The organism is Thermostichus sp. MS-CIW-38 (assembly GCF_054058415.1).
On the sequence record NZ_JBSSAH010000013.1, the window covers coordinates 17,844 to 39,474 of the forward strand.

The 21,631-nt window shown below is 57.5% G+C and carries 19 protein-coding genes and 1 pseudogene; 9 read left to right on the top strand and 11 right to left on the bottom strand.

All coding sequences use genetic code 11. From position 1 onward, the window contains the following. The first annotated feature begins 78 nt into the window (after positions 1–78). Positions 79–1,893, top strand: a complete 1,815-nt coding sequence (locus ACVWXZ_RS06480; RefSeq protein ID WP_457482307.1) for a tetratricopeptide repeat protein — start codon at positions 79–81, stop codon at positions 1,891–1,893. Here the strand turns inward: ACVWXZ_RS06480 and rpaB are convergent. The 4 genes from rpaB to ACVWXZ_RS06500 form a co-directional block, all read right to left on the bottom strand. Then, the gene (gene rpaB, locus ACVWXZ_RS06485; RefSeq protein WP_011434119.1) at positions 1,866–2,606 is read right to left on the bottom strand and encodes a response regulator transcription factor RpaB; all 741 of its coding nucleotides are present in this window, start codon (positions 2,604–2,606) and stop codon (positions 1,866–1,868) included. The genes ACVWXZ_RS06480 and rpaB overlap by 28 nt on opposite strands. A 463-nt stretch (positions 2,607–3,069) precedes the next feature. Beyond that, positions 3,070–3,927 (bottom strand): DNA repair protein RecO, encoded by an 858-nt coding sequence (gene recO / locus ACVWXZ_RS06490; RefSeq protein ID WP_457482308.1) that lies wholly within the window; start codon positions 3,925–3,927, stop codon positions 3,070–3,072. Then, a complete protein-coding gene (gene deoC, locus ACVWXZ_RS06495) occupies positions 3,924–4,619 on the bottom strand; it encodes a deoxyribose-phosphate aldolase (protein WP_414407456.1) in 696 nt (231 codons plus the stop codon). The genes recO and deoC overlap by 4 nt, the downstream gene beginning before the upstream one ends. Positions 4,620–4,824: 205 nt before the next feature. Further along, positions 4,825–5,289, bottom strand: a complete 465-nt coding sequence (locus ACVWXZ_RS06500; RefSeq protein ID WP_414343843.1) for a redox protein — start codon at positions 5,287–5,289, stop codon at positions 4,825–4,827. A gap of 174 nt (positions 5,290–5,463) precedes the next feature. Here ACVWXZ_RS06500 and ACVWXZ_RS06505 point away from each other — a divergent pair, with 174 nt between their 5' ends. After that, positions 5,464–6,345, top strand: a complete 882-nt coding sequence (locus ACVWXZ_RS06505) for a LysR family transcriptional regulator (RefSeq protein WP_011434114.1) — start codon at positions 5,464–5,466, stop codon at positions 6,343–6,345. Between the two features lie 572 nt (positions 6,346–6,917). On the opposite strand, the gene ACVWXZ_RS06510 is transcribed toward ACVWXZ_RS06505, so the two are convergent. Continuing rightward, positions 6,918–7,556, bottom strand: a complete 639-nt coding sequence (locus tag ACVWXZ_RS06510) for a response regulator transcription factor (RefSeq protein WP_457387558.1) — start codon at positions 7,554–7,556, stop codon at positions 6,918–6,920. 545 nt (positions 7,557–8,101) lie between these two features. Between ACVWXZ_RS06510 and ACVWXZ_RS06515 the strand changes: the two genes are divergently transcribed. Both ACVWXZ_RS06515 and ACVWXZ_RS06520 read left to right on the top strand, forming a co-directional pair. Continuing rightward, positions 8,102–10,162, top strand: coding sequence for a ribonuclease catalytic domain-containing protein (locus ACVWXZ_RS06515; RefSeq protein WP_457403784.1), 2,061 nt, complete (start codon positions 8,102–8,104; stop codon positions 10,160–10,162). A gap of 103 nt (positions 10,163–10,265) precedes the next feature. After that, positions 10,266–11,279 (top strand): phosphate ABC transporter substrate-binding protein, encoded by a 1,014-nt coding sequence (locus ACVWXZ_RS06520; RefSeq protein ID WP_457403785.1) that lies wholly within the window; start codon positions 10,266–10,268, stop codon positions 11,277–11,279. A 258-nt stretch (positions 11,280–11,537) separates the two neighbouring features. Here the strand turns inward: ACVWXZ_RS06520 and ACVWXZ_RS06525 are convergent, their stop codons facing one another. Continuing rightward, positions 11,538–12,335, bottom strand: coding sequence for an ABC transporter permease (locus ACVWXZ_RS06525; protein WP_457403795.1), 798 nt, complete (start codon positions 12,333–12,335; stop codon positions 11,538–11,540). 266 nt (positions 12,336–12,601) lie between these two features. Further along, entirely contained in the window at positions 12,602–13,423 is an 822-nt protein-coding gene (locus ACVWXZ_RS06530) for an ABC transporter ATP-binding protein (RefSeq protein ID WP_414389998.1), read from the bottom strand. 196 nt (positions 13,424–13,619) lie between these two features. Here ACVWXZ_RS06530 and argJ point away from each other — a divergent pair, with 196 nt between their 5' ends. The 3 genes and pseudogenes from argJ to hypA all read left to right on the top strand — a co-directional run bounded on the left by argJ (position 13,620) and on the right by hypA (position 15,890). Beyond that, positions 13,620–14,837 carry a bifunctional glutamate N-acetyltransferase/amino-acid acetyltransferase ArgJ gene (argJ, locus tag ACVWXZ_RS06535; RefSeq protein WP_457403796.1) on the top strand — a complete coding sequence of 406 codons (1,218 nt, stop codon included), beginning with the start codon at positions 13,620–13,622 and terminating at the stop codon, positions 14,835–14,837. A 126-nt stretch (positions 14,838–14,963) separates the two neighbouring features. Continuing rightward, positions 14,964–15,488 (top strand): annotated as a pseudogene (locus ACVWXZ_RS06540) (arginase family protein); the annotation flags it as partial. A gap of 3 nt (positions 15,489–15,491) precedes the next feature. Then, the gene (gene hypA, locus ACVWXZ_RS06545; protein WP_011434106.1) at positions 15,492–15,890 is read left to right on the top strand and encodes a hydrogenase maturation nickel metallochaperone HypA; all 399 of its coding nucleotides are present in this window, start codon (positions 15,492–15,494) and stop codon (positions 15,888–15,890) included. On the opposite strand, the gene ACVWXZ_RS06550 is transcribed toward hypA, so the two are convergent. From ACVWXZ_RS06550 to ACVWXZ_RS06565, 4 genes are all read right to left on the bottom strand, one after another. Next, on the bottom strand, positions 15,887–16,204 hold the full coding sequence (locus ACVWXZ_RS06550) for a TMEM14 family protein (RefSeq protein WP_011434105.1): 318 nt from the start codon (positions 16,202–16,204) through the stop codon (positions 15,887–15,889). The genes hypA and ACVWXZ_RS06550 overlap by 4 nt on opposite strands. A 27-nt stretch (positions 16,205–16,231) precedes the next feature. Continuing rightward, complete coding sequence (locus ACVWXZ_RS06555; RefSeq protein WP_238376795.1) at positions 16,232–16,438, bottom strand: hypothetical protein; 207 nt, start codon at positions 16,436–16,438, stop codon at positions 16,232–16,234. A 329-nt stretch (positions 16,439–16,767) separates the two neighbouring features. Further along, the gene (locus ACVWXZ_RS06560; RefSeq protein WP_414329052.1) at positions 16,768–17,574 is read right to left on the bottom strand and encodes a PPC domain-containing protein; all 807 of its coding nucleotides are present in this window, start codon (positions 17,572–17,574) and stop codon (positions 16,768–16,770) included. Positions 17,575–17,741: 167 nt separating this feature from the next. Then, the gene (locus tag ACVWXZ_RS06565) at positions 17,742–19,034 is read right to left on the bottom strand and encodes a methionine gamma-lyase family protein (RefSeq protein WP_414341573.1); all 1,293 of its coding nucleotides are present in this window, start codon (positions 19,032–19,034) and stop codon (positions 17,742–17,744) included. Positions 19,035–19,913: 879 nt separating this feature from the next. On the opposite strand from ACVWXZ_RS06565, the gene hpf reads away from it, so the two are divergent. Beyond that, positions 19,914–20,486, top strand: coding sequence for a ribosome hibernation-promoting factor, HPF/YfiA family (gene hpf / locus ACVWXZ_RS06570; RefSeq protein WP_011434101.1), 573 nt, complete (start codon positions 19,914–19,916; stop codon positions 20,484–20,486). A 12-nt stretch (positions 20,487–20,498) separates the two neighbouring features. Then, complete coding sequence (locus ACVWXZ_RS06575; protein WP_457403786.1) at positions 20,499–21,239, top strand: urease accessory protein UreF; 741 nt, start codon at positions 20,499–20,501, stop codon at positions 21,237–21,239. Positions 21,240–21,631 lie beyond the last annotated feature (392 nt).

Genomic DNA, 21,631 nt, shown 5'->3' on the forward strand with positions numbered 1-21,631 from the left:
CCGCTGTCATTTGGACACTGGGGGGAGGGCGCTAAGAAGTGAAAAGGATCTCAAAAGAGGCAAAAAAGAGGCAAAGACGTGCCACGGGGCTTTGGGCGAGGAAAAGACAACCGGCAAGCGGCTGAGTCACAGGATCCAGAGCGGGGATCCGAGATCCCATCCCCAGAGGCGGCTCTGACGTGGGTTCAACGCTACCGACAGGCGGGGGATCTGAAGACTGCTCTGCACCTTTGCCGGCAGCTTACCCGCACCCAGCCGCGTTTGTTCGCCGCTCAGGCGTTGCTGGGATCCCTTTATCTGCAGATGGGGGATCCCCGCCAAGCTTTGACCCCCTTGCAACTGGCTCTGCACCTGCGGGGGGATTGGGTGCCGGCCTGGCAGGATCTGGGCGATGCCTGGATGCAGCTTGGCAACCCAGAGGAAGCGGCGCGAGCCTACGAACAGGGCCTGGCCTTTGCCCCCGGTGATGGGCAATTGCTTTTCCGATTGGGCAGTTGTTGGCTCACCCTGGGGAAATTGGCCCAGGCAATTGAGGTGTTGCAACAGGCAGCAGCAGCCCAGCCTCCCCAGGTCTATGCCTTGGCAGCTTTGGGGAATGCCCTGATGCTCGATGGCCAAGCTGAGGAAGCGGAAGGCTGGTTTCGCCAAGCTCTCGCCCTTGCACCCCAGGAGGGGCGAATTCTCGTTAACCTCGGCCATTGCCTGCACCTGCAAGATCGCTTGGAGGAGGCCGCCGATTGTCTGCAACGGGCCATCTTGCTGCTGCCGAGGGACGCCCAGCCCCACAACAACTTGGGCACCATCTTGCAGGAACAAAACCGGTTGGAAGCGGCCATTGAAGCCTATCGGCACAGCTTGCAGTTGGCCCCCCACTGGCCGGAGATCCACTACAACCTGGGCACGGCTTTGCTGACCCTGGGCCGCTACGAGGAGGGGTGGCGGGAATACGAATGGCGGCTGCAGCGACAAGAGGCGGCCTACCCGCGCTTTCTTTCCCCTCTGTGGACGGGATCCCCTCTGGGCCGCCAGACCCTGCTGATCTACGCCGAACAAGGGTTGGGGGACACGATTCAGTTTGTGCGCTACTTGCCGCTGCTGGCCGAGGCCCATCCCCAAGCGCAAATCTGCCTTCGCTGCCAGGAATCCCTCGTGGAGCTGTTCAGAGGGTGCCTGCCCCAGGTGCAGGTGATCTCGGAAACGGATCCCTTGCCCTCTTTCGATTGCCATCTGCCCTTGCTCAGCTTGCCGCAGCGGTTGGGCACCACTCTGGAGACGATCCCGGCCCGCATCCCCTATCTTGTCTATCCCGTTCATGCCGGCGGGCTGCAGATCCCTTTGAGCCTCTCCTGGCGGGAAGACTGGCCGGAGCTTTCCCAGGAGCGGATGAAGGTGGGGCTGGTGTGGGCCAGCGGTCGGCGTGCCCACCCTGATCTCAACCGCGTGCAAAGGCTGAAAAGTTGTCCTCTGGATCTGCTGCTCCAGCACTTGCATGTGCCTTCCATCCAGTGGGTTAGCCTGCAGGTGGGGGAAGATCTAAGGCCGCTGGGATCCCTATTGGAGCAGCACCAAGTGTTGGAGCTGGGATCCCGTTTCCGCAGTTTTGTCGATACAGCCGCAGCCGTTGCCCAGTTGGATCTGGTGATCAGCGTTGATACAGCCGTTGCTCATTTGGCCGGGGCAATGGGCAAGCCGGTATGGGTGCTGCTCCCCTTTGCTGCCGATTGGCGCTGGCTGCTCCATCGAGAAGATAGCCCCTGGTACCCCGGGGTAATGCGACTGTTTCGACAAGACACACCGGGAGACTGGGTTGGCGTGTTGAGGCGAGTCCAGGTTGCCCTCGAAGAGAAGTTGCAAGGGATCCCTTCTCAAGACCGTGCCTGTTCCTCTCCCTGAACGATGCGCTGAAACAGATAGCCGGTGCCTCGGGCCGTCAGGATCAGCTCTGGGTTGCTGGGGTCATCTTCCAGCTTGGCCCGCAGCCGCGAGATGTGGACATCCACCACCCGCGTATCCACATGGCGCTCCGGGGTATAGCCCCACACCTCTTGCAAAATCTCGGAGCGGGAAAAAGGCTCCCCCGACCGACTGACCAACAACTCCAGCAGACTAAACTCCATCCCCGTCAGGCGAATGCGCTCGTCCCGTTTGTAGACCTGCCGCTTGTTGGTATCGATGCGAATATCCCCCACTTGAATCACCCCGGAACTGGGGATCCCATCGTGGGCCGACCGCGCCACCCGTCGCAACACCGACCGAATGCGAGCTTCCAGCTCCTTGGGGGAAAAGGGCTTGACCACATAGTCGTCTGCCCCCAGCTCCAGCCCCGTGATACGGTCGGCCACATCGCCCAGCGCCGTCAGCATGATGATGGGGATGTCGGATTCTTTGCGCAGCTCCTGGCAAACCCCATAGCCATCCAGCTTCGGCATCATCACATCCAGCACCACCAGGTCGGGATCCTGCTTGTGGAAAACCTCCAGCGCCTCCTCGCCGTCCGAAGCTGTGACCACATCGTATCCGATCATGGACAGACGGGTTTCCAAGATGCGTCGAATGCTGGCCTCATCATCGACCACCAGAATCCGTTCCTTACGCTGTGCTTCCACGGTGCTGCAACTCCTGAACTTCTAACGGTACTCGGTAAAAGAGAAATCTGAAAAAGAACTGAGGTGGGCGCTAACTTGAGTTGGGCGGATACAGGAACCTCAGGGGCTGCTCCTCAGTTGGGCAGACTCACCGAGTGAAATTGAACACTCACAAGCAATCATCTGCAATTAACCAAAGCCGCACCCCAGGGATGCAGCTCCGGGAAACAAGCACCAAGCAGAAGGCCCTCTCGGCAGTGGATTCAATCTTGTTAAAAGCTCCAACTTCAATCCCACCTGATGATGCTGTCCAGTACCTGGTGCAAGGCACTCCTCCCCCCAAACCATTGCTCAAACCTGAGAGGCCTTCGTAAGAAGTTACTTTCCATAACCTAATTTATCATCCAAAATCGGCTGCCAACCCGCCTCGATGCTCTATTTTGCGGCTATTGGGCCGGACTTGATACATACCTTCACAACTTTTTCAGACCGATGCCCATGTTTTGGGATGTCCCTCAGGAAAAGCTGGGGATCCTTGACCGTTTGCGGTGGGAACAGCGTAGCAACTGGCCAATAGCTCGGCGGAACGGATTTCTCGATCTGTATGATGCTCCAAAACACGCCGCAACAGACGTTCTGCCTCCAGCCAAGCAGCCAAAGGCAGCGAATCCTCCGGCAGAGGCAGTGTGGAGCTGGGCAGGGATCCCAAGGCACGCAAGGCAGAAGCGGAGACCCAGGCAATCGGGCTGGGCCGCTGGGCCACCCGGCAGGGATCACAGACCAAGCCACCCCATTGGGGGCTGAAAAAAACGCCGTCGACCAACTCCCCTTGACAGAAGTAACAAGCCTGCACCTGAGGGGCAAACCCTGCCAACGCCAGGAGGTGATACAACCCATGGGTGAGCAAGGGCAGAACGGCCTGTTCCGAAGCAGCCCGCTCGATGCGTTCCAAGTGTTCGACCAACACCACAAACAGCTCTTCCTGGGCTTGATCGGGCAAGGCCAACAGCAAGGCCACCTCCGCCAAATACTGCGCTGCTGTGAGATGGGCTAAGCTGCGGCTGAGACGAGGAAAAGTCTGCAGGGTTTCCGCTTGGACGATGCGCTGTAAACGCTGGGAGGTATCTGCTTGGGCAGACCAACGCCCCCGCACCATCAGCAAATCGTTGATGACAAAAGGCTCCATCCGCCCGCCCAGCTTGGAAGGCTGCTTACGGGATCCCTTGGCCACCGCCCGGATTAACCCTTGCTCGCGGGTCAAGATGGTTACAATCCGATCCGCCTCTCCCAGGGGGATCCCTTTCAGGTTGATGCCCGTAACCCGATAGGTGCGCCCACTCATGGGGTTCCTCTGGCTCGCAGCTCTTGCATCAGCTCCAGCCCCCAAGAGGTGCCAATACGGCTGGCCCCCGCCTGGATCATGGCCTCTGCTTGAGCCACCGTGCGAATGCCGCCCGACGCTTTCACCCCCACTTTGCCGCGGCTGAGTTGCCACAACAGTTGCACATCTGCCGGCGTCGCCCCCCCCATCCAGCCGGTGGAGGTCATCAAAAAAGCCGCCCCCGCATCGATACAAATCTCCCCGGCCAGCTTTTTCTCCTCCTCGGTCAGCAGAGCCGTTTCCAAAATGGCCTTGACGCAAACCCCCGTTTCTTCCACCAGTTGGGCAATCTCAGCATGGAGGCGATCCAGCTCCCCCGCCTTGAGCCAAGCCAAGTTGATGCGGACATCCAGCTCCCGGCACCCCTGCTCCACCGCCAGTTGGGCCTCGTAGAGCTTAGCCTCTGCAGTGGTTGTGCCCAGGGGAAACCCCACCACCGTGCTCACCTTGACCGGGGATCCGTGCAGCCGCTCCACCACCCGCGGCACATAGCAGGGAGGAACACAAAAAGTGGGGAAGCCATAGCGCAAGGCAATCTCACACCCCTGGTCAATCTGTTCTGGAGTAACCATCGGCAACAGCAGAGTATGGTCGATGTACTCCGCCAAATTGAGCGAGCTATCCGCTATGCCCTTGCGCTCCAGAGAGAGCATTGGTCGATCCCCCAGCACCCATCTTTACTCTAGCTTCAGTTTTCACCTGCAGGGATCCCCAAAGAGGGCTGAGCCTCTGGCCACAGCCAACCCACCAGGGCATCCCTTCGACCCCACAGTGTCCATTCCCTCGGCACAGCTCACACAGGCTGCTGCCCGATTGCGAGCCCTGATTGACTCGCGGGGGGGCATGGGTTAACTGTACTCAGGCACAAATGCGGGGCAAAGGTGCAGGCGCCGAGGTCACCTGCAGCAATCGGGGGATGCGGCTGCTGTCGTAGATGCGAAATTCTTTTTCCAAGATGGCTTTTTCGTCGCGCACCGCCTGGTTCAATACGATGGATCCCTCTGGATCGGAGACGGAACGGTGAAAAGTGCCGGGAGGAATGCGCAAAATGCCTCGGTTCGCTTCCAGGCGCACAATATGGAAGGGATCCCGCCAGCTAAAATTCACCAGGTAAAACGTCCGTCCGCCCCATAGAGCCAGTAGGTTGTCCTCTTGGTGTGGATGCATATAAAACTGCCAATAGCCCTGAGGATTATTGGGGGGACTGATGGCCGGCCCATCGTGGTAAACCAAATCGCGGGCGTTGGATCGCGCAACCGTGATGTCAAAAAAACGCACGCCGGGAGTATCTCGAAATTGATGGAAAGGCAATAGGGCAAACATGGATCTCGACATAGGGACACTTGACCAACGACAGGAAGATAAAGAGGTTTTCACACTGTTTCCCGCTGTTTCGCAGTGTGAAGGAGAAGTTATGTCGTAGTTTAGTCAGGTGCGGCGGAGGGTTCAAACCTGAGATAGCATCACATCTATGCGCAGATCGAATAGATGGGATCCATGAACATCTCACAACTGCAAACCCTGGTGGCTGTGGTGGAGCGGGGGAATTTCAGCGATGCCGCTCTGCAATTGCACATTTCCCAGTCGGCGGTGAGCCGGGCCATTGCCAGCCTAGAGGAAGAATTGGGGGTGACTCTACTGGTGCGCGGTCGCTTTGGGGCGCGCCTAACCCCGGTGGGGGAGCGACTGCTGCGCCATGTTCGCAAAATGCTGCAACTGCGGGAACAAATGGATTATGAGGCCAACCTGGAAAAAGGGTTGCGGGGGGGAAATGTGCGAGTTGCCGCTTTTCGCAGTGCTGCAACCCATTTGCTGCCGCCGGTGATCGCCCGCTTCCGCCAACAATTTCCCCAGATTACCCTCACCCTCACAGAAGAAGATCCGGCCACTGTCGAACATCTGTTGCGATCGGGCCAGGTGGATATTGGCCTGTTGCCCCTGCCGCGGGCTGGTGAGGATCTACAGACGTGGGAGATTGCCCGCGATGAGTTCATTGTGTTGGTTCCGCTGAGTTTTGGGCCCCTGCCGGAAACCCTGACCTGGGAGGATCTTTCCCGTTTTTCCTACATTCTCTACAACTACGCCGAATGCACCACCGCGGTGCGGAACCACTGGGAAGCTGCTCACCAAACCCTCAAGGTGGCCTACTTGGTGAAGGAAGACTCCACCATTGTGAACATGGTGGCACAGGGTCTGGGGGCTGCCATCTTGCCCCGCTTGGCCGCCATTCCCATTCCCGAAGGGATCCAGATCCGCCGGCTGCCGATCCCACTGGAGCGGGTGATCGGGGCTGCCGTTCTGGCCTCTGCGCTGCATCCGCCTGCAGTATTTGCCTTCCTGGAAGCCTTGCGGGGAAACCCATCCCAGTTGCCAAGTTAACATTGCATCGGGAGTACAAGGCAGCTTTGTTGACACCACGCTCATCCATCCAGTGACGCAAGCATTGGTTGCGGACAAACTGGGCAGGGCCTCATCCAAGGCTTGGTATGGCGCTGGAGCGGCGTTGAGGAGTTTGGCTTCCCTGACCAGCATGGGTTTATTTCATTGCAGGTCTATATCATTGCAGGTCTATAGTCATTTCAAACTAGATTGAGACACCCCCGCTGCTGCCCAAACGTTCCACGCCGCTTCCACAATCACCTTTAGATCCTGTCCCAGAGGGAGAAAGGAGCTAGGAAGCAATGCAACGGAAATGTTTCATTCCTGTTTAAAATGACAACAACAGGGCAAAAACTGTCCTGGAAGGACGGGGCTTTAGACCCAGTTTTTGGGTAACGCAGTGAAAATCGGCGGCCAATGTACGTTGGGGCAAGGCCAGCAGATCCTCCCCCGCCAATTTTTGAAAAGACTTGCCCACCCCAGTTACCTTGCCCTTCAAGTGCGATCACTACCCTATCTCCAATCGCGCCGAGGAGATAGAGTTCTCCAGCCGTTGAAAGGGGTGGCGGGAATTACAACGGTTTTTTGCCCAGACCACTTTCTATCGCCCAGCGGGCCAGTTCTGTGCGGTTGTGCAGGCCGGTTTTGCCCAGCATGTTGCTGACGTGGCTTTCAACGGTGCGCTGGCTCACCCCAAGAACTTCGGCAATCTCGCGGTTGGACAGGCCCCTGGCCACGTACTGGATCACCTTAGTTTCTGTTGGCGTCAGCTCAATTTCCCGATCCAGTTTTATGACGGGTTGAACGCCCGCGCCCTGCATTTGTAACAGGCGCTCAGTATGTTTGAGAGAAGATTCCACCTGCGCCACCAATTCTTCCGGCTCAAAGGGCTTGACCATGTAAACATCTGCCCCTGTGGTCAGGCCGCGCACCCGGTCTGCCGTTTGCCCACGCGCCGACAGAAAAATCACAGGTATCCAGTCTGTAGCACTGTTGGAGCGAATGGTTTCAACAAAGGTATAGCCATCCATCTCTGGCATCATCACATCGCAGATGATCAGGTCTGGTGTGAAATGGCGCATCGCTTCCAACCCCTCCAGACCGTTGCTTGCCGCCACCACCTCATAACCGCGAAACTCTAGGTAGTCCTTGGCCAGCAGGATTAAGTTCGGATCGTCATCGATGAGCAACAGTCGCTTTGGGTTGTCCACGGTTTACCTTTTGAGCGCTAAGCTAAAAAGTTTTAGGTGAAGAAATACGGAATCTCCTGTTTCCGTGACTTTCACTGTAGGGAAACGACTCTTGAGTACCACCCTTTTGCTTGCTCAATTGGGGAGCAGCCTATGGTAACTGTGCCTTACCCCTAGGATATCACACATGGAAGAAGTGGAAGTATCCACTTGCGAAATGCTGGCAACAGTATCTCTACGGAATTTAGGAGCCCTGGCTGGCAACAGTATCTCTACGGAATTTAGGAGCCCTAGTTGGTAACCTTATCCCACAAACCTGGCAGAGCTGGCCTCTGCTCTGAAATCGCAGTGCCCAACACATAACCGCAATCTACCCAAAAATTTGTATCTCGTGTGTCTATATATCACATACCTATATGCTTAAGTACCGATATATCTAACATCTGCTACCTGTTCATAGTGTCCGTATGTCTTCTGGCCGGGGTTTCCACGTAGGCAGGCGGGCAGAGCTGATGGAGAATGGAAGAAAGCCTGCGCTTTAACGACAGCCGACATGGGGAGAACGGGTGGAAAAGGGCACACTGGTGGAGTTTCGTTACAATAACGACCGTGTGTTGGCAGTGGTTCAGGGCACTGAGGGTAAGAAGAACCTACTGCTGGGGGTGCCTTCCGGGCAGGTTCATAGTGTTCACCCTCGCCAGATTACCTTTGCTTTGAACGGGGGATCCAGCTTCACGGCTTCCGACATCCCCGGCTTTTGGCAGGCGGTGCAAGCAAAGTTGGATCCCGAAAGTTTGGCGTTGGCCTGGGAACTGGTGCAGGAGGAGCGTCAGCCCCTGAGCTTGGCGGAGATGGCTCGGCTGTTGTTTTCTGATGATTCCCCGGTCTCCACCTATGCCGCCTACCGCCTCTTGAGCGAGGATCGCACCTACTTCAAGCAAAAGGGGGAAAGCTACGAACCCCGCACTCCGGCTCAGGTGAAGGAGATCCTCCATCAAATGGCCGTCGCCCAACAACGGCAGCAGGAACAAGCAGAGTTTGAGGCCCACCTGCGGGAGGCTCTGGCTCATCCCGGCCAAGGGTATCCCTGGACTCCTGCCGAGCGGGCCCGCCTGGAGGTGCTGGAACGCCTGGCCCTGCAGGGAGCAGCAGCAGCCATTCGCAGCCACGAGGATCTCTCTTCCAATCTCAACCCGTCGGATCGGGAACGGGCCTCGCAACTGCTGGAGCTGATGGGGTTTCCTGACACTCCGCAGGGGGCTTTTGAAGCTTTGGTGGCTCTGGGGCTGTGGAGCCGCCACGAGAACCTGGCCCTGCGCCTCACCGGGATCCCAACCCAGTTCCCGAAGGCGGTGGAGCGATACACCCAAGCCCTGCTCAGCCAGCCTCCCTCTTTCTGGGATCCCCACCTGCGGCAGGATCTCACTCACCTCCACACCTACACCATCGATGATGCCAGCACCCGCGACATTGACGATGCCCTCAGCGTCGAGTTCTGGTCGGATGACGCGGTGAAGCTCTGGATCCACATTGCCGATCCCAGTTGTTGGGTGCAGTGGGGGGATCCCCTTGATTTAGAAGCCCGCAAGCGTGGCACCAGTGTCTATTTGCCGGAGCGGGTGATCCCGATGTTCCCGCCGGAGTTGTCCACTGGCCCGATGAGCTTGGTGCAGGGAGAGGTGCGGCCTGCCCTTAGCTTTGGCATTCTACTGGGATCCGACGGCCAGATCCGGGATTCCGAAATTTGCCTCAGCCAGATCAAAGTGACCTACCGCCTCACCTACGAAGATGCCGATGAAATGTTGGAGTTGGGGGCAGAGGCTCAACTGACAGCCATTGCCCGGGCAGCCCAGTGGCGTTATGCCTGGCGGATGGCTCAAGGGGCAATCCAAATTGGCTTGCCCGAGCAAGATATCAAGGTCATCGACGAGATCCCCCACCTCCGGGTAATCGAGGATACTCCTGCGCGGCAGATGGTGGCGGAAATGATGGTGCTCACCGGCGAGGTGGCGGCTCGCTTCGCCAGCCAAAATGGGATCCCGGTGCCCTATCGTCTGCAGCCGGCTCCCGACTTACCTCCTCCCGAAGTGCTGGATAGGTATCCCCAGGGGCCAGTTCGGTCTTTTGCCATCATGCGCTGTCTATCGCGGGCGGAAGTAGCCACCCAGCCGGGGCGACATACGGGGCTGGGGCTTGAGGCCTACTGTCAGGTTACCTCCCCGATTCGGCGCTACCTGGACTTGGTGGCCCACTACCAGATCAAGGCCTTTTTGCGCGGGGATCCCTTGCCGTTGACGGAGGCGGATGTGCAGCAGCTGCTGCTGGGGATTGAGCCGGGCACCGCTGAGGCCAACCAGGTGGAGCGGAAATCCAAGCGCTATTGGAGCATCGAATACCTGCGCCTGCGACCGGGGCAAATTTGGCGGGCTCTGGTCTTGGGCTACCTGCGCGAGCAGGAAAACTTGGTGTTGGCCATGCTGGATGAGATTGCCTTTCGGGTGCCGGTGCGCCTAGAACGCCAGATTCCTCTGGGGGCTTGGATCGAGTTGGAAGTTGTGCAGGCGGATCCCCGTGCGGATGTGATCGAGCTGCGCGAGGTGGGACGAGAGGCGGCCATGTGCGGATAGATGCACCTTAACCTGCTGCTCACCCAATCTGCGCGGATAGCTGATACAACAGAGGGGGAAGTCTCAAAAGTCTGGATCGTGAATTTTCTTTAGGGGGGATCCCATGACTGCACGACCTTCCGGCCCACCTCCAATCGTTTACATTCTTTTGTTCGCGATACTGGGAGGCGGCGGCTGGTATGCCTATCGTTCCGGCCTGTTGGACTCATTCCTGAATAGAGGGAACACGCCTCCTATCCCCAGCCAGATTCCAGCTGCCCGGCCCCAAGCCCCAACAGCGCCCAACCCCCCTCAGGCCCAGGTACCCAACCCGCCTGCCAACGCCGTTAATCTGGATACTTCTCTGCCCAACCCAGCAGTGCTCCAGATGGATGGCAGCGTCACGATGATCCGGATCGTCTTGGCCCTGAAGGGAGGCTACACCCAGCGCAACCCCGGCATTCCCCTCGCCTATGGGATCCCGGATGGCAAGCCCAATGGATCCAATGCCGGCCTGAAGGCCCTGATGGAAGGTCGCATCCAGATGGCCGCTAGCTCCCGCCCCCTCAATGCCAGCGAAGTGCAGGCGGGTCTACAGGCGATCCCGGTGGCCAAAGATGCCCTGGCGGTGGCGGTGGGGGTGAACAACCCCTACAAAGGAGGACTGACGCTGCAGCAATTGGCCGATATCTTCCAGGGTCGGATCACCAATTGGAGCCAGGTGGGCGGCCCGGATCGGCGGATTCGGGTCCTCAATCGCGCCCCCCAGAGCGGCACCTACAGCGTTTTCCAAGAACTCGTGTTGTTGGGGCTGCCCTTCGCTCCCGATAACCCTCCCTACTTCACCACCGCCACAGAAGATGTCACCACCCCGCTGCTGCGGGCTTTGGGAGAAGATGGCATCACCTACAGCACTGTCGATCAGGTGCAAAACCAGCAAACGGTGCGGATTGTGCCCATCGACGGCCAGATGCCCACCCGTGAGGCCATCCAGAGGGGCAGCTACCCCTTGGCGCGGAATGTGTTTTTGGTGGCACCTCAGAGGACTAGCCCTGTGGTGGCCGATTTCATCAACTACGCGCTCTCGGATCAAGGCCAGCAAATCATTGGCCGCACTGAGTTCATCCCCCTCCGATAGCAACCCAAAAATAGCATCTGAGATAGCCGCCGACAGCAAGCGCAGCGATATCTCTGGGCTTTTCCAGAAGACGCCTTCCACCTGCTCCTATTCAAGGCACTTAGTCGTTTCAGGTTAGAGTGAGGCGCCTGAGCTATTGAGAAAAGCCTTTGGCCGCGTGCGTTCAACGTTTTAGGGGTGGGTGCAGCGTCCTAGTTTGAATCCAAATGACCCTAGATGTTAGAGAGGGGGCCCTAATTTTCACCAAAGTTCAATTTTTCAGTTCTCTCGGCGCACAGCACTCTCATGCCACTTGCCCAACACCCGGTCGGATAGAGCACTCAAGGAAATGAAGATCAGGATCCCCAAGCCGGTGACCAAAATCAAGGCCGCAAACATGCGGGGCACCTGCAGGTTGAAGCTGGAGATCAAGATCTGGTAGGCGATCCCGGCCCGCTGCCCGCCAGTACCAGCGACAAACTCCGCCACCACCGCCCCAATCAAAGAGAGGCCACCGCTGATGCGCAGGCCCCCCATGAAATAGGGCATGGCACTGGGTAGCCGCAAGTAGATCAACGTTTGCCAGCGGTTGGCCTTGTACAGTTGGAACAGGTTGAGCAGGTTGTGATCGACGCTGTTCAGCCCCAGAGTGGTGTTGGAAAGAATCGGGAAAAAAGCCACAATCCAGGCGCACACCACCATCGCGGCAAAGGTGTTGTTGCGCAGCCAAATGATGATCAGCGGGGCGATGGAGACAATGGGCATCGTCTGTAAAATCACCGCATAGGGGAAAAAGCTGCGCTCAATCCACTTGCTCTGGGTGAACACAATCGCGACCAAAAGCCCCGACACTGTGGCAGCCAAAAAGGCCACCACCGTAATTTGCACAGTGATCAACAGGGAAGGAAAAAGCGTTCCCCAGTCGCGGATGAGGGTTTGCACCACCAAAATCGGCCCCGGCAAGAGGTAGTGGGGCACTCCTGTTACCCGCACCGCCACTTCCCAGCCCACCAAGAAGAGGATCCCGACGAGGACGGGGGCAATCACTTCCAGATTGAGCCAGCGGCTCAGATTCAACCCCTTCGCGGGCACCCCTGAGCCGGCACTCGGTATGTCTGCCTCATCCGTGGGTTGGGATCCGAGTTTTTCTCCAACTGCGCCGGTCAGCCTGGGCAGAGTCCAATCCGGCCAATGCAGAGGCCAGCCCTCCCCCAAGCCAACAAGGGATCCCAGCCAACGGCGCCATGGCTCGAGAAGCTGGACAAACAGGTCGAACATATCGTGAGGTTGGGGCATCAAGGGACTTACGCAACAGAGAGAACACCGCTAAGCCAGGGATCCCATCAGCGCAAACGTCCAGCAGAGAGGGGGCGCAAATAGGGGGGATCCTGAGCTGAGCCGTGCATGGCCTCGTGCAGACGGGCCGACACTTCACGGCAGTAGTTGTTGTAAAGGGAAGAGGTGCGAAAGTCTTCCGAGCGGGGATAGGGCGCATCGATGGGAATATCGGCTATCACCCGCCCTGGGCGAGCCGCCATCACCACCACGCGGTTGGACAGGTAGACGGCCTCGTAAATGTTGTGGGTAACAAAGATCACCGTCCAGCGCTTTTCTTGCCACAGCTCCAACAGGTCGCTGTTCAACTTGCTGCGGGTGATTTCATCCAGAGCTCCGAAGGGTTCATCCATCAGCAACACCTGCGGCTTGGTTACCAGGGCGCGAGCAATGGAAACCCGCATGCGCATGCCGCCCGATAGCTCGCGGGGAAAACTGCGCTCAAACCCCCGCAGGCCCACCAGTTGCAGAGCTTCCAAGACATCTCGATTGGCTTTTGGCTTGGGCTCACCTGCCAACTTTAAGGGTAGCCCCACATTGTCCATCACCGTCGCCCAAGGCATAAGGGCCGGTTCCTGAAACACAAAGGCCAACTTGGGTTCCCCTTGGGGAGCATCCTTCTCAAGATTTTGCCCCCATTCGATAGAGCCTGTGGTCAGATGCCCCAGACCTGCCACCAACCGTAGCACTGTGCTTTTCCCACAGCCGGATGGCCCCACCAAGCTAACGAACTGCCCTTCTTGGATGGTCATATTCATGTCCTGCAAAGCCACCGTGCCATTGGAATAGACCTTGCTGACATGGTTGAGGGTAATGACAGGGGTGGGCATGGCTGGCAATTCCCGGAGCGGAGGAAGCACACACTTTCAAAATAACCCTCTCTGCCGCCTCTGCTTGGTAGGCGTAACTACAACTCTTTCCCTCAGAACCGGTTTCCAGAGAGTTTCTCACGGAAAGCTTGCGATGACCCAAATCGGAGCAGCAAGTCGGTATGATGTTGCCGACCACCCTCTGGCCAAGGAACACATGGGATCCCCATTTAAACCGGTTGCAGGTGCTGTTACAGCCCCGCAAGGGTTTCGAGCTGCTGGAGTGGCCGCTGGCCTCAAGCCCTCAGGAGCTGCGGATCTGGCTTTGATCGTTTCCGAGTGCGATGCGGTTGGGGCAGGCGTTTTTACCACCAATCAGGTCAAAGCAGCCTGTGTTACCTACAACCAAGGGATCCTCGCCCAACAGCAGCCGGTGCGGGCCATCCTCTGCAATGCTGGGCAAGCCAACGCCTGTACCGGCGAAGAAGGGGAGCGCAACAACGCCCAACTGGCCCTCTGGGTGGGAGAACGGTTGGGGATCCCGGCCCATCAGGTGCTCACGGCCTCCACAGGGGTCATCGGGCGACAACTGGAAATGCCGAAAATCCAAGCAGCCCTGCCTGGCCTTATCGACAGCCTCTCTCCAGAGGGGGGGGAGAGCGCCGCCCGCGCCATCATCACCACCGACTTGGTGACCAAAAGCGTTGCCCTGCAAGCTGAGATCGACGGGTACACCGTCAGGGTCGGGGGCATTGCCAAGGGATCCGGCATGATCCACCCCAACTTGGCCACGATGCTGGCTTTTTTAACCTGTGACGCGGCTGTGGATCCCCGCCTGTGGCAGCAGATCCTCAAGCAAGCTGCCGACCTCAGCTTTAACCAAATCACGGTGGATGGGGATACCAGCACCAACGACATGCTCTTGGCCCTGGCCAACGGCCAAAGTGGGATCCCACCCCTGCAAGCCGGCACAGAAGCTGCCCAGACTTTGGCGGAGATGGTCAACCAAGTTTGCATTCATCTGGCTAAGGCCATTGCCCGCGATGGGGAAGGAGCTACCAAGCTGCTGGAAATTCGGGTGTGTGGGGCTGTGGATGATGGGGCAGCCCGGCATATGGCCCGTGTGATCGCCAGCTCTCCCTTGGTGAAGGCGGCAGCTTTTGGCAACGATCCCAACTGGGGACGGGTGGCAGCCGCCGCTGGACGGGCCGGGATCCCTTTTGACAGCCGCCGGTTGGATATCCGTCTGGGGGATTTTCTGCTCATGCAGGCGGGAATGCCCCTGGCTTTCGATCGCAAGGCAGCCTCTGAGTACTTGAAAGGGGATCCGGTGACCTTTACCGTGGATCTCCATCAGGGATCCGGCCAGGGCGTGGCCTGGGGCTGCGATCTCAGCTACGATTACGTGCGCATCAACGCCGAATACACCACCTAATGGGGGATCCCAGCCATGACCACCGAATCGAACGCAAATAACGGCTTTTCCACCGAAGCCCAAGCGGCTTTGGCCAAAGAAGCGAGGCTTTCCCTATCCGGCTGGCAACAATGAGTCGAGGCTTAGCCTTGGTTTCATGCCACCAACATCCGCAACGCACCGGCCCACAACCTGGTGCAACTGGGCATTGGTGGCTGGCAAGTGCCACGGCAAGGGGTGAAGGTGTGCCGGGAGCGGGCCACCCACATCCTCACCGTTACCGACATCACCGAAATGGGCTTGGATGCAGCCGCCGATTTCGCCCTCGAAAAAGCCCTAGACGGCACCGATTGTGTGTACATCAGCTTCGATATCGACTGCATCGATGCCGGCTTTGTACCCGGTACAGGCTGGCCAGAGCCGGGTGGGCTGCTGCCGCGGGAAGCGCTCTACTTGCTCAAGCGCATTGTGCGGGAAGCACCGATCTGTGGCCTGGAGGTGGTGGAAGTCTCTCCCCCCTACGACATTAGCGATATCACAGCTCTAATGGCCACCCGAGTTATTTGCGATACGCTGGCCCATTTGGTGGTATCTGGGCAACTGCCGCGCCGAGAAAAGCCCGCCTACATCCACCCGGAGGCGACGCCAGAAATGGTCGGCGACTGGAGGTGAGAGATGCACGAGACCGACATGACCCGCGCCTTGATCCAAACACTACGCGACTGGTGGCAAAGTCAGCCGGGACAGCCTCAGATCGCTCGGGTGCACCTGGTGGTAGGACAGTTCACCTGTGTAGAGCCGGCCAGCCTAACCTTTGCCTATGCCGCACAAACCCAGGGTACTTTCCTACAGGGATCCCAGTTGGTCATCCGGGAAACGCCGCTCATTGCCTATTGCCATCCCTGCGGCCAAGAGTACAAGCCAGAGATAGGCCGGCGCTATGCTTGCCCCAACTGTGGATCCCCGATGGAAGAGATTCGCTCGGGCCGAGAGCTGAAAATTGACTACATCGAAATTGACTACATCGAATGTTCAACAAACTTCACCCCACCGGCGCAACCAGAAGTCGCCTAGGCCGCTCCAAAGCTAAGTCCCAGAAGGACAGCTGCTCCCAAGCTGAGGATGAACATCAAGCCGGCAGGCATTAACGTTCGGGTTTTGCGGTAGCGCAGGGCGAATACGATAGATCCCAGCACTGTCGTCCCCAGGCCCAAGCCCAGCCCCCAGCGGGGATCCACCCCCAGCAGCCCATAGCTGACTCCGCTGAGGGCGGCCCCAACCAGCCCCCCGATGAGAGACTTGGAGCTTTTGCCTTTGCTATAGCCGATTGCTCCGCCCACCAAAAGCAGTGCCCCGTAGACCAGCAAGGTGATTTGTGCGGCCAGCATGATGGGAAAACCTTGTCCTCTCTAGGTTTAATCCACGAGGATATCGCGAATCAAGGGCAAGCGAATGCTGATGTAGCGATTGAGAATTGAGGCATCGACACTGCTGAGGGCGTGTTTTTTCTGACAGGCGCTCAGAAGCAGGTTCACCAAGTCATCGTCACGCTTTGTGAGCCAATCTGGCCTGCCAATCTCGCTGACCAAAGACCAAAACTGGCGTACCATTTCAGGAGTCATGGCATCCATTTTGTGGAGATAGGGGCTGAACTGCAAAAGAATGGTCTAGGCCATCGATTCGATTCTAGAAAAAAGACCTCATCCCCGAGGACAATATTTCAGCTCCGTCACAACTTAGGATAAGATGTTATGCTTTCCCACAAAGCTCAGCAAGCAGTGCCCCTTCTGGCTTTGTGAGAATCTTAGGAAGGTAAACTGGCAACTCCTGACATATATCAACATTAGGCGTTAAAAAACGATGATTCCTGTCAAAATCTCGACATCAGCACCAGAAGGTTCACAAGCCCCCTTATCCAAGCTGTAAGACAGGGAATCTGGGCGAGCAGGGGCTAGCGCAAGGCGTACTGTAACCTATAGGCTCCTTCTTCTCGTGGCTTATGGGTGTTGGCCCGCAGGGTATAAGTGCCGGTGCGGGGCAGAAAGGCAATCATCAGAGCATCGGTTCCACCCCCTTGGTCATCATCCCAAGCCCTGACTTCTCCACTGGGATCCAGCAGCTGCAAAAAGGCATCGAAATCGGAGCTGGTCATGGAAGCGATCAGGATCTGGCCGGCGCGGGCGGCAATGGGATATTCGTCCATCCAACTGCCATCCTCGGGATGCTGAAGGGATCCCTCCTGCAGACGGCCCGATAGGCTTTCCTGCCAATCTACCTGGGTGAGGATATAGGTGAGCCGGTAGTTGCCGGTGGATTCCGGCTCAAAGCTGGTGGCCCGCAGGGTATAGGTGCCTCCCTCCGGCAGACGCACTGCCAACAGGGCATTCACATCCAGGCCAGAGTCATCGTCAAAGCCGATCACCCGCCCTTGACCGTCCACCAGCTCCAGATAAGCATCAAAATCTTCGCTCTCTAGGGCCGCAATCAAAATCTGTCCCGGCTCAGCGGTGACGGGGATCCCATCCCAAAAGCTGCCGTACTGGCGGCTGACTTGATCTCCCACCTCCAGCGCTCCCGTCACGGTTTGGCTGCCTCTCCACAGAGCAGAACGGGTCAGCGCAGATCCCACCGGCAAGCCTCTCTCTCCCACCCGATCCAGCAGCCGACAGCCGCCGGCCAACCCCAATGCCACCAGAGCCAGAGTCAAACGGGATCCCCAACGGCGAGGAGATGCGCAAGAACGATACCAGCTCAACATCGGAAGGGATCCCTTTCTAAAGAATGGCAACTGTAGACTGATCCTACCCCCTGATTGATTGAGCGAAAAGTTGGTCAGAGACGACAACTTCTGCCAACTTCGTGCTGAGTTTTGAGGTTGTTGGCTTGCCCCTTCCTTGCTGTTTCAGCCGAGAGCAAACTGTTGGCCTACAGGGTTTCCCAAGCTTGCAAGACGGCTTCTAGGGCCAGCCGCCCATGGTAGAGATGGGTTCCCCCCTGCAAGTAGACGGTGTAGGGATCCCGCATCGGCCCATCGGCAGACAGCTCGGCGCTGCTCCCGGCAATAAAGGTGCCTGCTGCCATCACCACCGGGTCTGCATAACCGGGCATCACCTCCGGAACTGGGGTGAGGTAGGAATCCACAGGAGAACTGTTTTGAATCGCTTGGCAGAAAGCCTGCAGCTTTTGCGGGGATCCCAATTGAATGGCCTGGATGATATCGGTGCGGGGAGTTTGAGGCAGAGGCGAGACCGGGTAGCCCAAATCAGAAAACACCTGCGCCGCCAGATGGGCGATCTTCACCGCTTCGGCCACCATCTGCGGGGCCAAGAACAAGCCTTGAAACAGAAGGCGGTTGAGATCTAGAGTTGCCCCCCCCTCCGAACCAATGCCCGGAGCCGTTAACCGACAAGCGGCTTGCTCCACCAGCTCTGCCCGCCCGGCCACATAGCCCCCTGCGGGAACGAGGGTGCCCCCCGGATTTTTGATCAGGGATCCGGCAATCAGATCTGCGCCCACATGGGTTGGCTCCTGGGTTTCCACAAATTCGCCGTAGCAATTGTCCACAAAAACCACAACTTCGGGGTTTTGTGCTTTGACCATTTGGATCATCTCGGCAATCTGGGCAATGGAAAAGCTGGGCCGCCAATCGTAGCCACAGGACCGCTGAATGTGAACCAAGCGGGTTTGCGGTCTGAGGGCGGTTTTCAGGGCCTGCCAATCGACAGTTCCCTCCCGCAAATCCAACTGGCGGTAACCGATGCCAAACTCCCGTAGGGATCCCCGCCCGGAACCCCGCAGACCGATGACCTCTTCAAGGGTGTCGTAAGGGGGGCCGGTAATCGCCAGCAGCTCATCCCCCGGACGCAGCACCCCAAACAAAGCACAGGCAATGGCATGGGTACCAGACACCATCTGCAGCCGCACCACTGCTGCCTCACAGCCCATAATCTGGGCAAACACCCGATCCAAAACCTGCCGCCCCTGGTCGTCGTGGCCATACCCCGACACCCCGGCAAAGTGATGGGATCCCACCCGCTGGTCGCGAAAGGCCCGCAGCACCCGCGCCAGGTTCTCTCTGAGGGTCTTCTCCACCGCCTGAAACTGCTCCTGTAGAGCCTCTTCTGCTCTGTCTAAAAGCTCTGCCGCCTTCAACGGGATCCCTCCGCCCACCCAGTCTGCCCCACCTTTTGCACACCAAGCTGGTTTCGAGGGTAGCATTTCAGCCACCCCGGAAAGAGTTGGCCTTCTCCCCACCGCTCCTCAAGGTGACTGCAGCGGCAGAACCGAGTTCCAAGTTCTTATGTACTTATGTAGCTCTCCGATAGAAACCTTACAGCATGGAACAGTGAACAACAGGCTTGTCAAAGCTAATACCGACAACAACACCATCTCTCAAGTCGAAAGCCTCATATTGATAAAAAATCGATAAAAAGCTTAATTTATATCAATATCCCTTCATTTTTGCTGTCAATGGCTATCCAATCAAGATGCTGCTAGGCTGTAGGATAATACCAACATACCCTGGAGGAAAGCTGAAGCATCTGGATTGCCGAGCTTATGGGCAATACGGCCCACGTTTAGTCTCTCAAAAACAGGTCAGAGTTAGAGACATTGTTTAACCAACTCAAAATCCAGCTCAGGAAGATTTTTAGCAGGCTAGATCTGTCTATGGGTTTGATGATAGATTTGGCTTTTGACTGAGGAACTTGCAACTTAAACTCTAAAAAACCTTTCCCAAAGACACTCAACACAGCCAATAGAAGTGCATGTCTTGCAGGGCGGGGATCCCGCTTCTCTACAGAGCTCCTGCGATTCGGGAAAATCTGGAATTCAACATCTCTGAAACATTAAGAGAGCCTAAATTTATTCTTAACCTCTGGCAGAGATCCTTGAGCGAGATGTTAACCTAGACTTAACCCAAGAGGTTAGTGCCACTCCCAAAGCCGATCTGCTCACCCTTGATGACAGGGCTCCATTTTTGCCAATTAAAGGGCTGACGTCGCCTGTGAGCTGGGATCGCTTTCCAGAGTTAGAGGGATCCCGGGTGGGGATGAGGCGCTATCTCAGGTATAAACCGACATGACTGGGAGAGTCCTCATGACTAAGCTTGTGATCCAAGGGAAAAACGTCGAGATTACCGACGCCATCCGCAGCTACGTTCAAGAAAAAATTGAGCGTGCTGTCAGTCATTTTGCCCAGATCACCAGTGAGGTTGATGTCAATCTATCGGTAGCCCGCAACCCCCGTATCAGTGCCAGCCAATCTGCCGAAGTGACCGTCTACGCCAATGGCACCGTGATCCGGGCGGAAGAAAGCAGCGAAAACCTCTATGCCAGCATCGACCGTGTGGCCGACAAGCTGGCCCGCAAGTTGCGCAAATACAAAGAACGGAACGGCATTCACCGCGTCCGCCACACCCCCAAAACCTCCGTGGCAGTGGCCCAGCAGCCCGTCACCGATCCGCTAAATACGGAACGGCAAGCGGAGTTACCCGCAGAGGTGGTGCGCACCAAATACTTCGCCATGCCACCCATGACGGTTCAGGAAGCGTTGCACCAGTTGGAGCTGGTGGATCACGACTTCTACGTTTTCCGCAATATCGAAAATGGCGAGATCAACGTTATCTACGTCCGCAACCATGGCGGCTATGGCCTGATCCGCCCCCGCTAAGGCTTGGTGAAGATGCGTGGTGAGCTCTCCTCCCAACTTACTTCTCCAGGATCCAGCGGCACTTTCTATCTGTTGCTACAGCTCACCGATTCTGCCCTGCCGATTGGGGCTTATTCCCACTCCTGGGGCTTGGAAGCTGCCGTTCAAGCGGGTCAACTTCGCGATCGGGCTGGGGTGCAGCAGTACCTGTTGGGGGTTTTGCACATGGGCTTAGCCCCCACCGAGGGCAGAGCCTGTGCCTTGGCCCATCGTCTATCCCGATTGGGATCCGAGTCGGGAGTGGAGAAGCTGCAGCAACAGCTGCAAGCAACCCGTTGGGCGGCAGAGCCGCGCCAAGCCAGCTTGGATTTGGGCAAACGCCTAGCTCAACTGGCAGAACGCACCTGGGGAATCTCCGTCCCCAAAGCAGAGGGGAATCCACTGCATCATTCCGTGGTGTTTGGCTGGATCTGCGCTCAGGCGGGCATTGGGTTGGAAGATACCCTGCGTGCCTTCTTGTTCTCCTCCCTCACTGGGCTGGTCTCGGCAGCGGTGCGTCTGGTACCTTTGGGGCATACCGAGGGGCAAAGCCTATTGGCTCAGTTGTACGAGCCCATCGAGGCAGTGGTACACCAAGAGATCCTGCCGGTTGTGAAGCGGGCCGAAAGGCCAAACCTCTCCCCCAGCTGGCCGGCTTTGGGCAGCTTCACCCTCCTACAAGAACGCGATTGTCAAGTCCACCAACAGCTCTATTCCCGCCTTTTTCAATCTTGAAAGCCGTCAACCCTCACCCCTAAACCCTTCTCCCAGAGGGAGAGGGGAGTTCAGGGAAGAGTTTTTAGGGTCATCTTGATTCAAACCAGGACACTGCACCCACACCTAAAACCTTGGTCGCGTCTTCGCGTCAGCGTTGCGGAGCAATAGCGTTGCGGAGCAATAATGCAAGGGATCCAAAAGGTTTTTCTCAGTAGCCCAGGCATCTCACCCCAAGCTGAAACGAGTATACAATTGCCTTCCTTTTTGAGGATTGGTTGGCTATTCGCTCACCCCTGATCTGCTCAGTTCTCCTCTGCTTCTCTTGGGCAAAGATGGGTTCGCGCGGCCAGAAGCGCATTGAAAAGCGAAAAGAAGGTGCCCTTACCAAAGAATTGGGTCTAAAGCCCTGC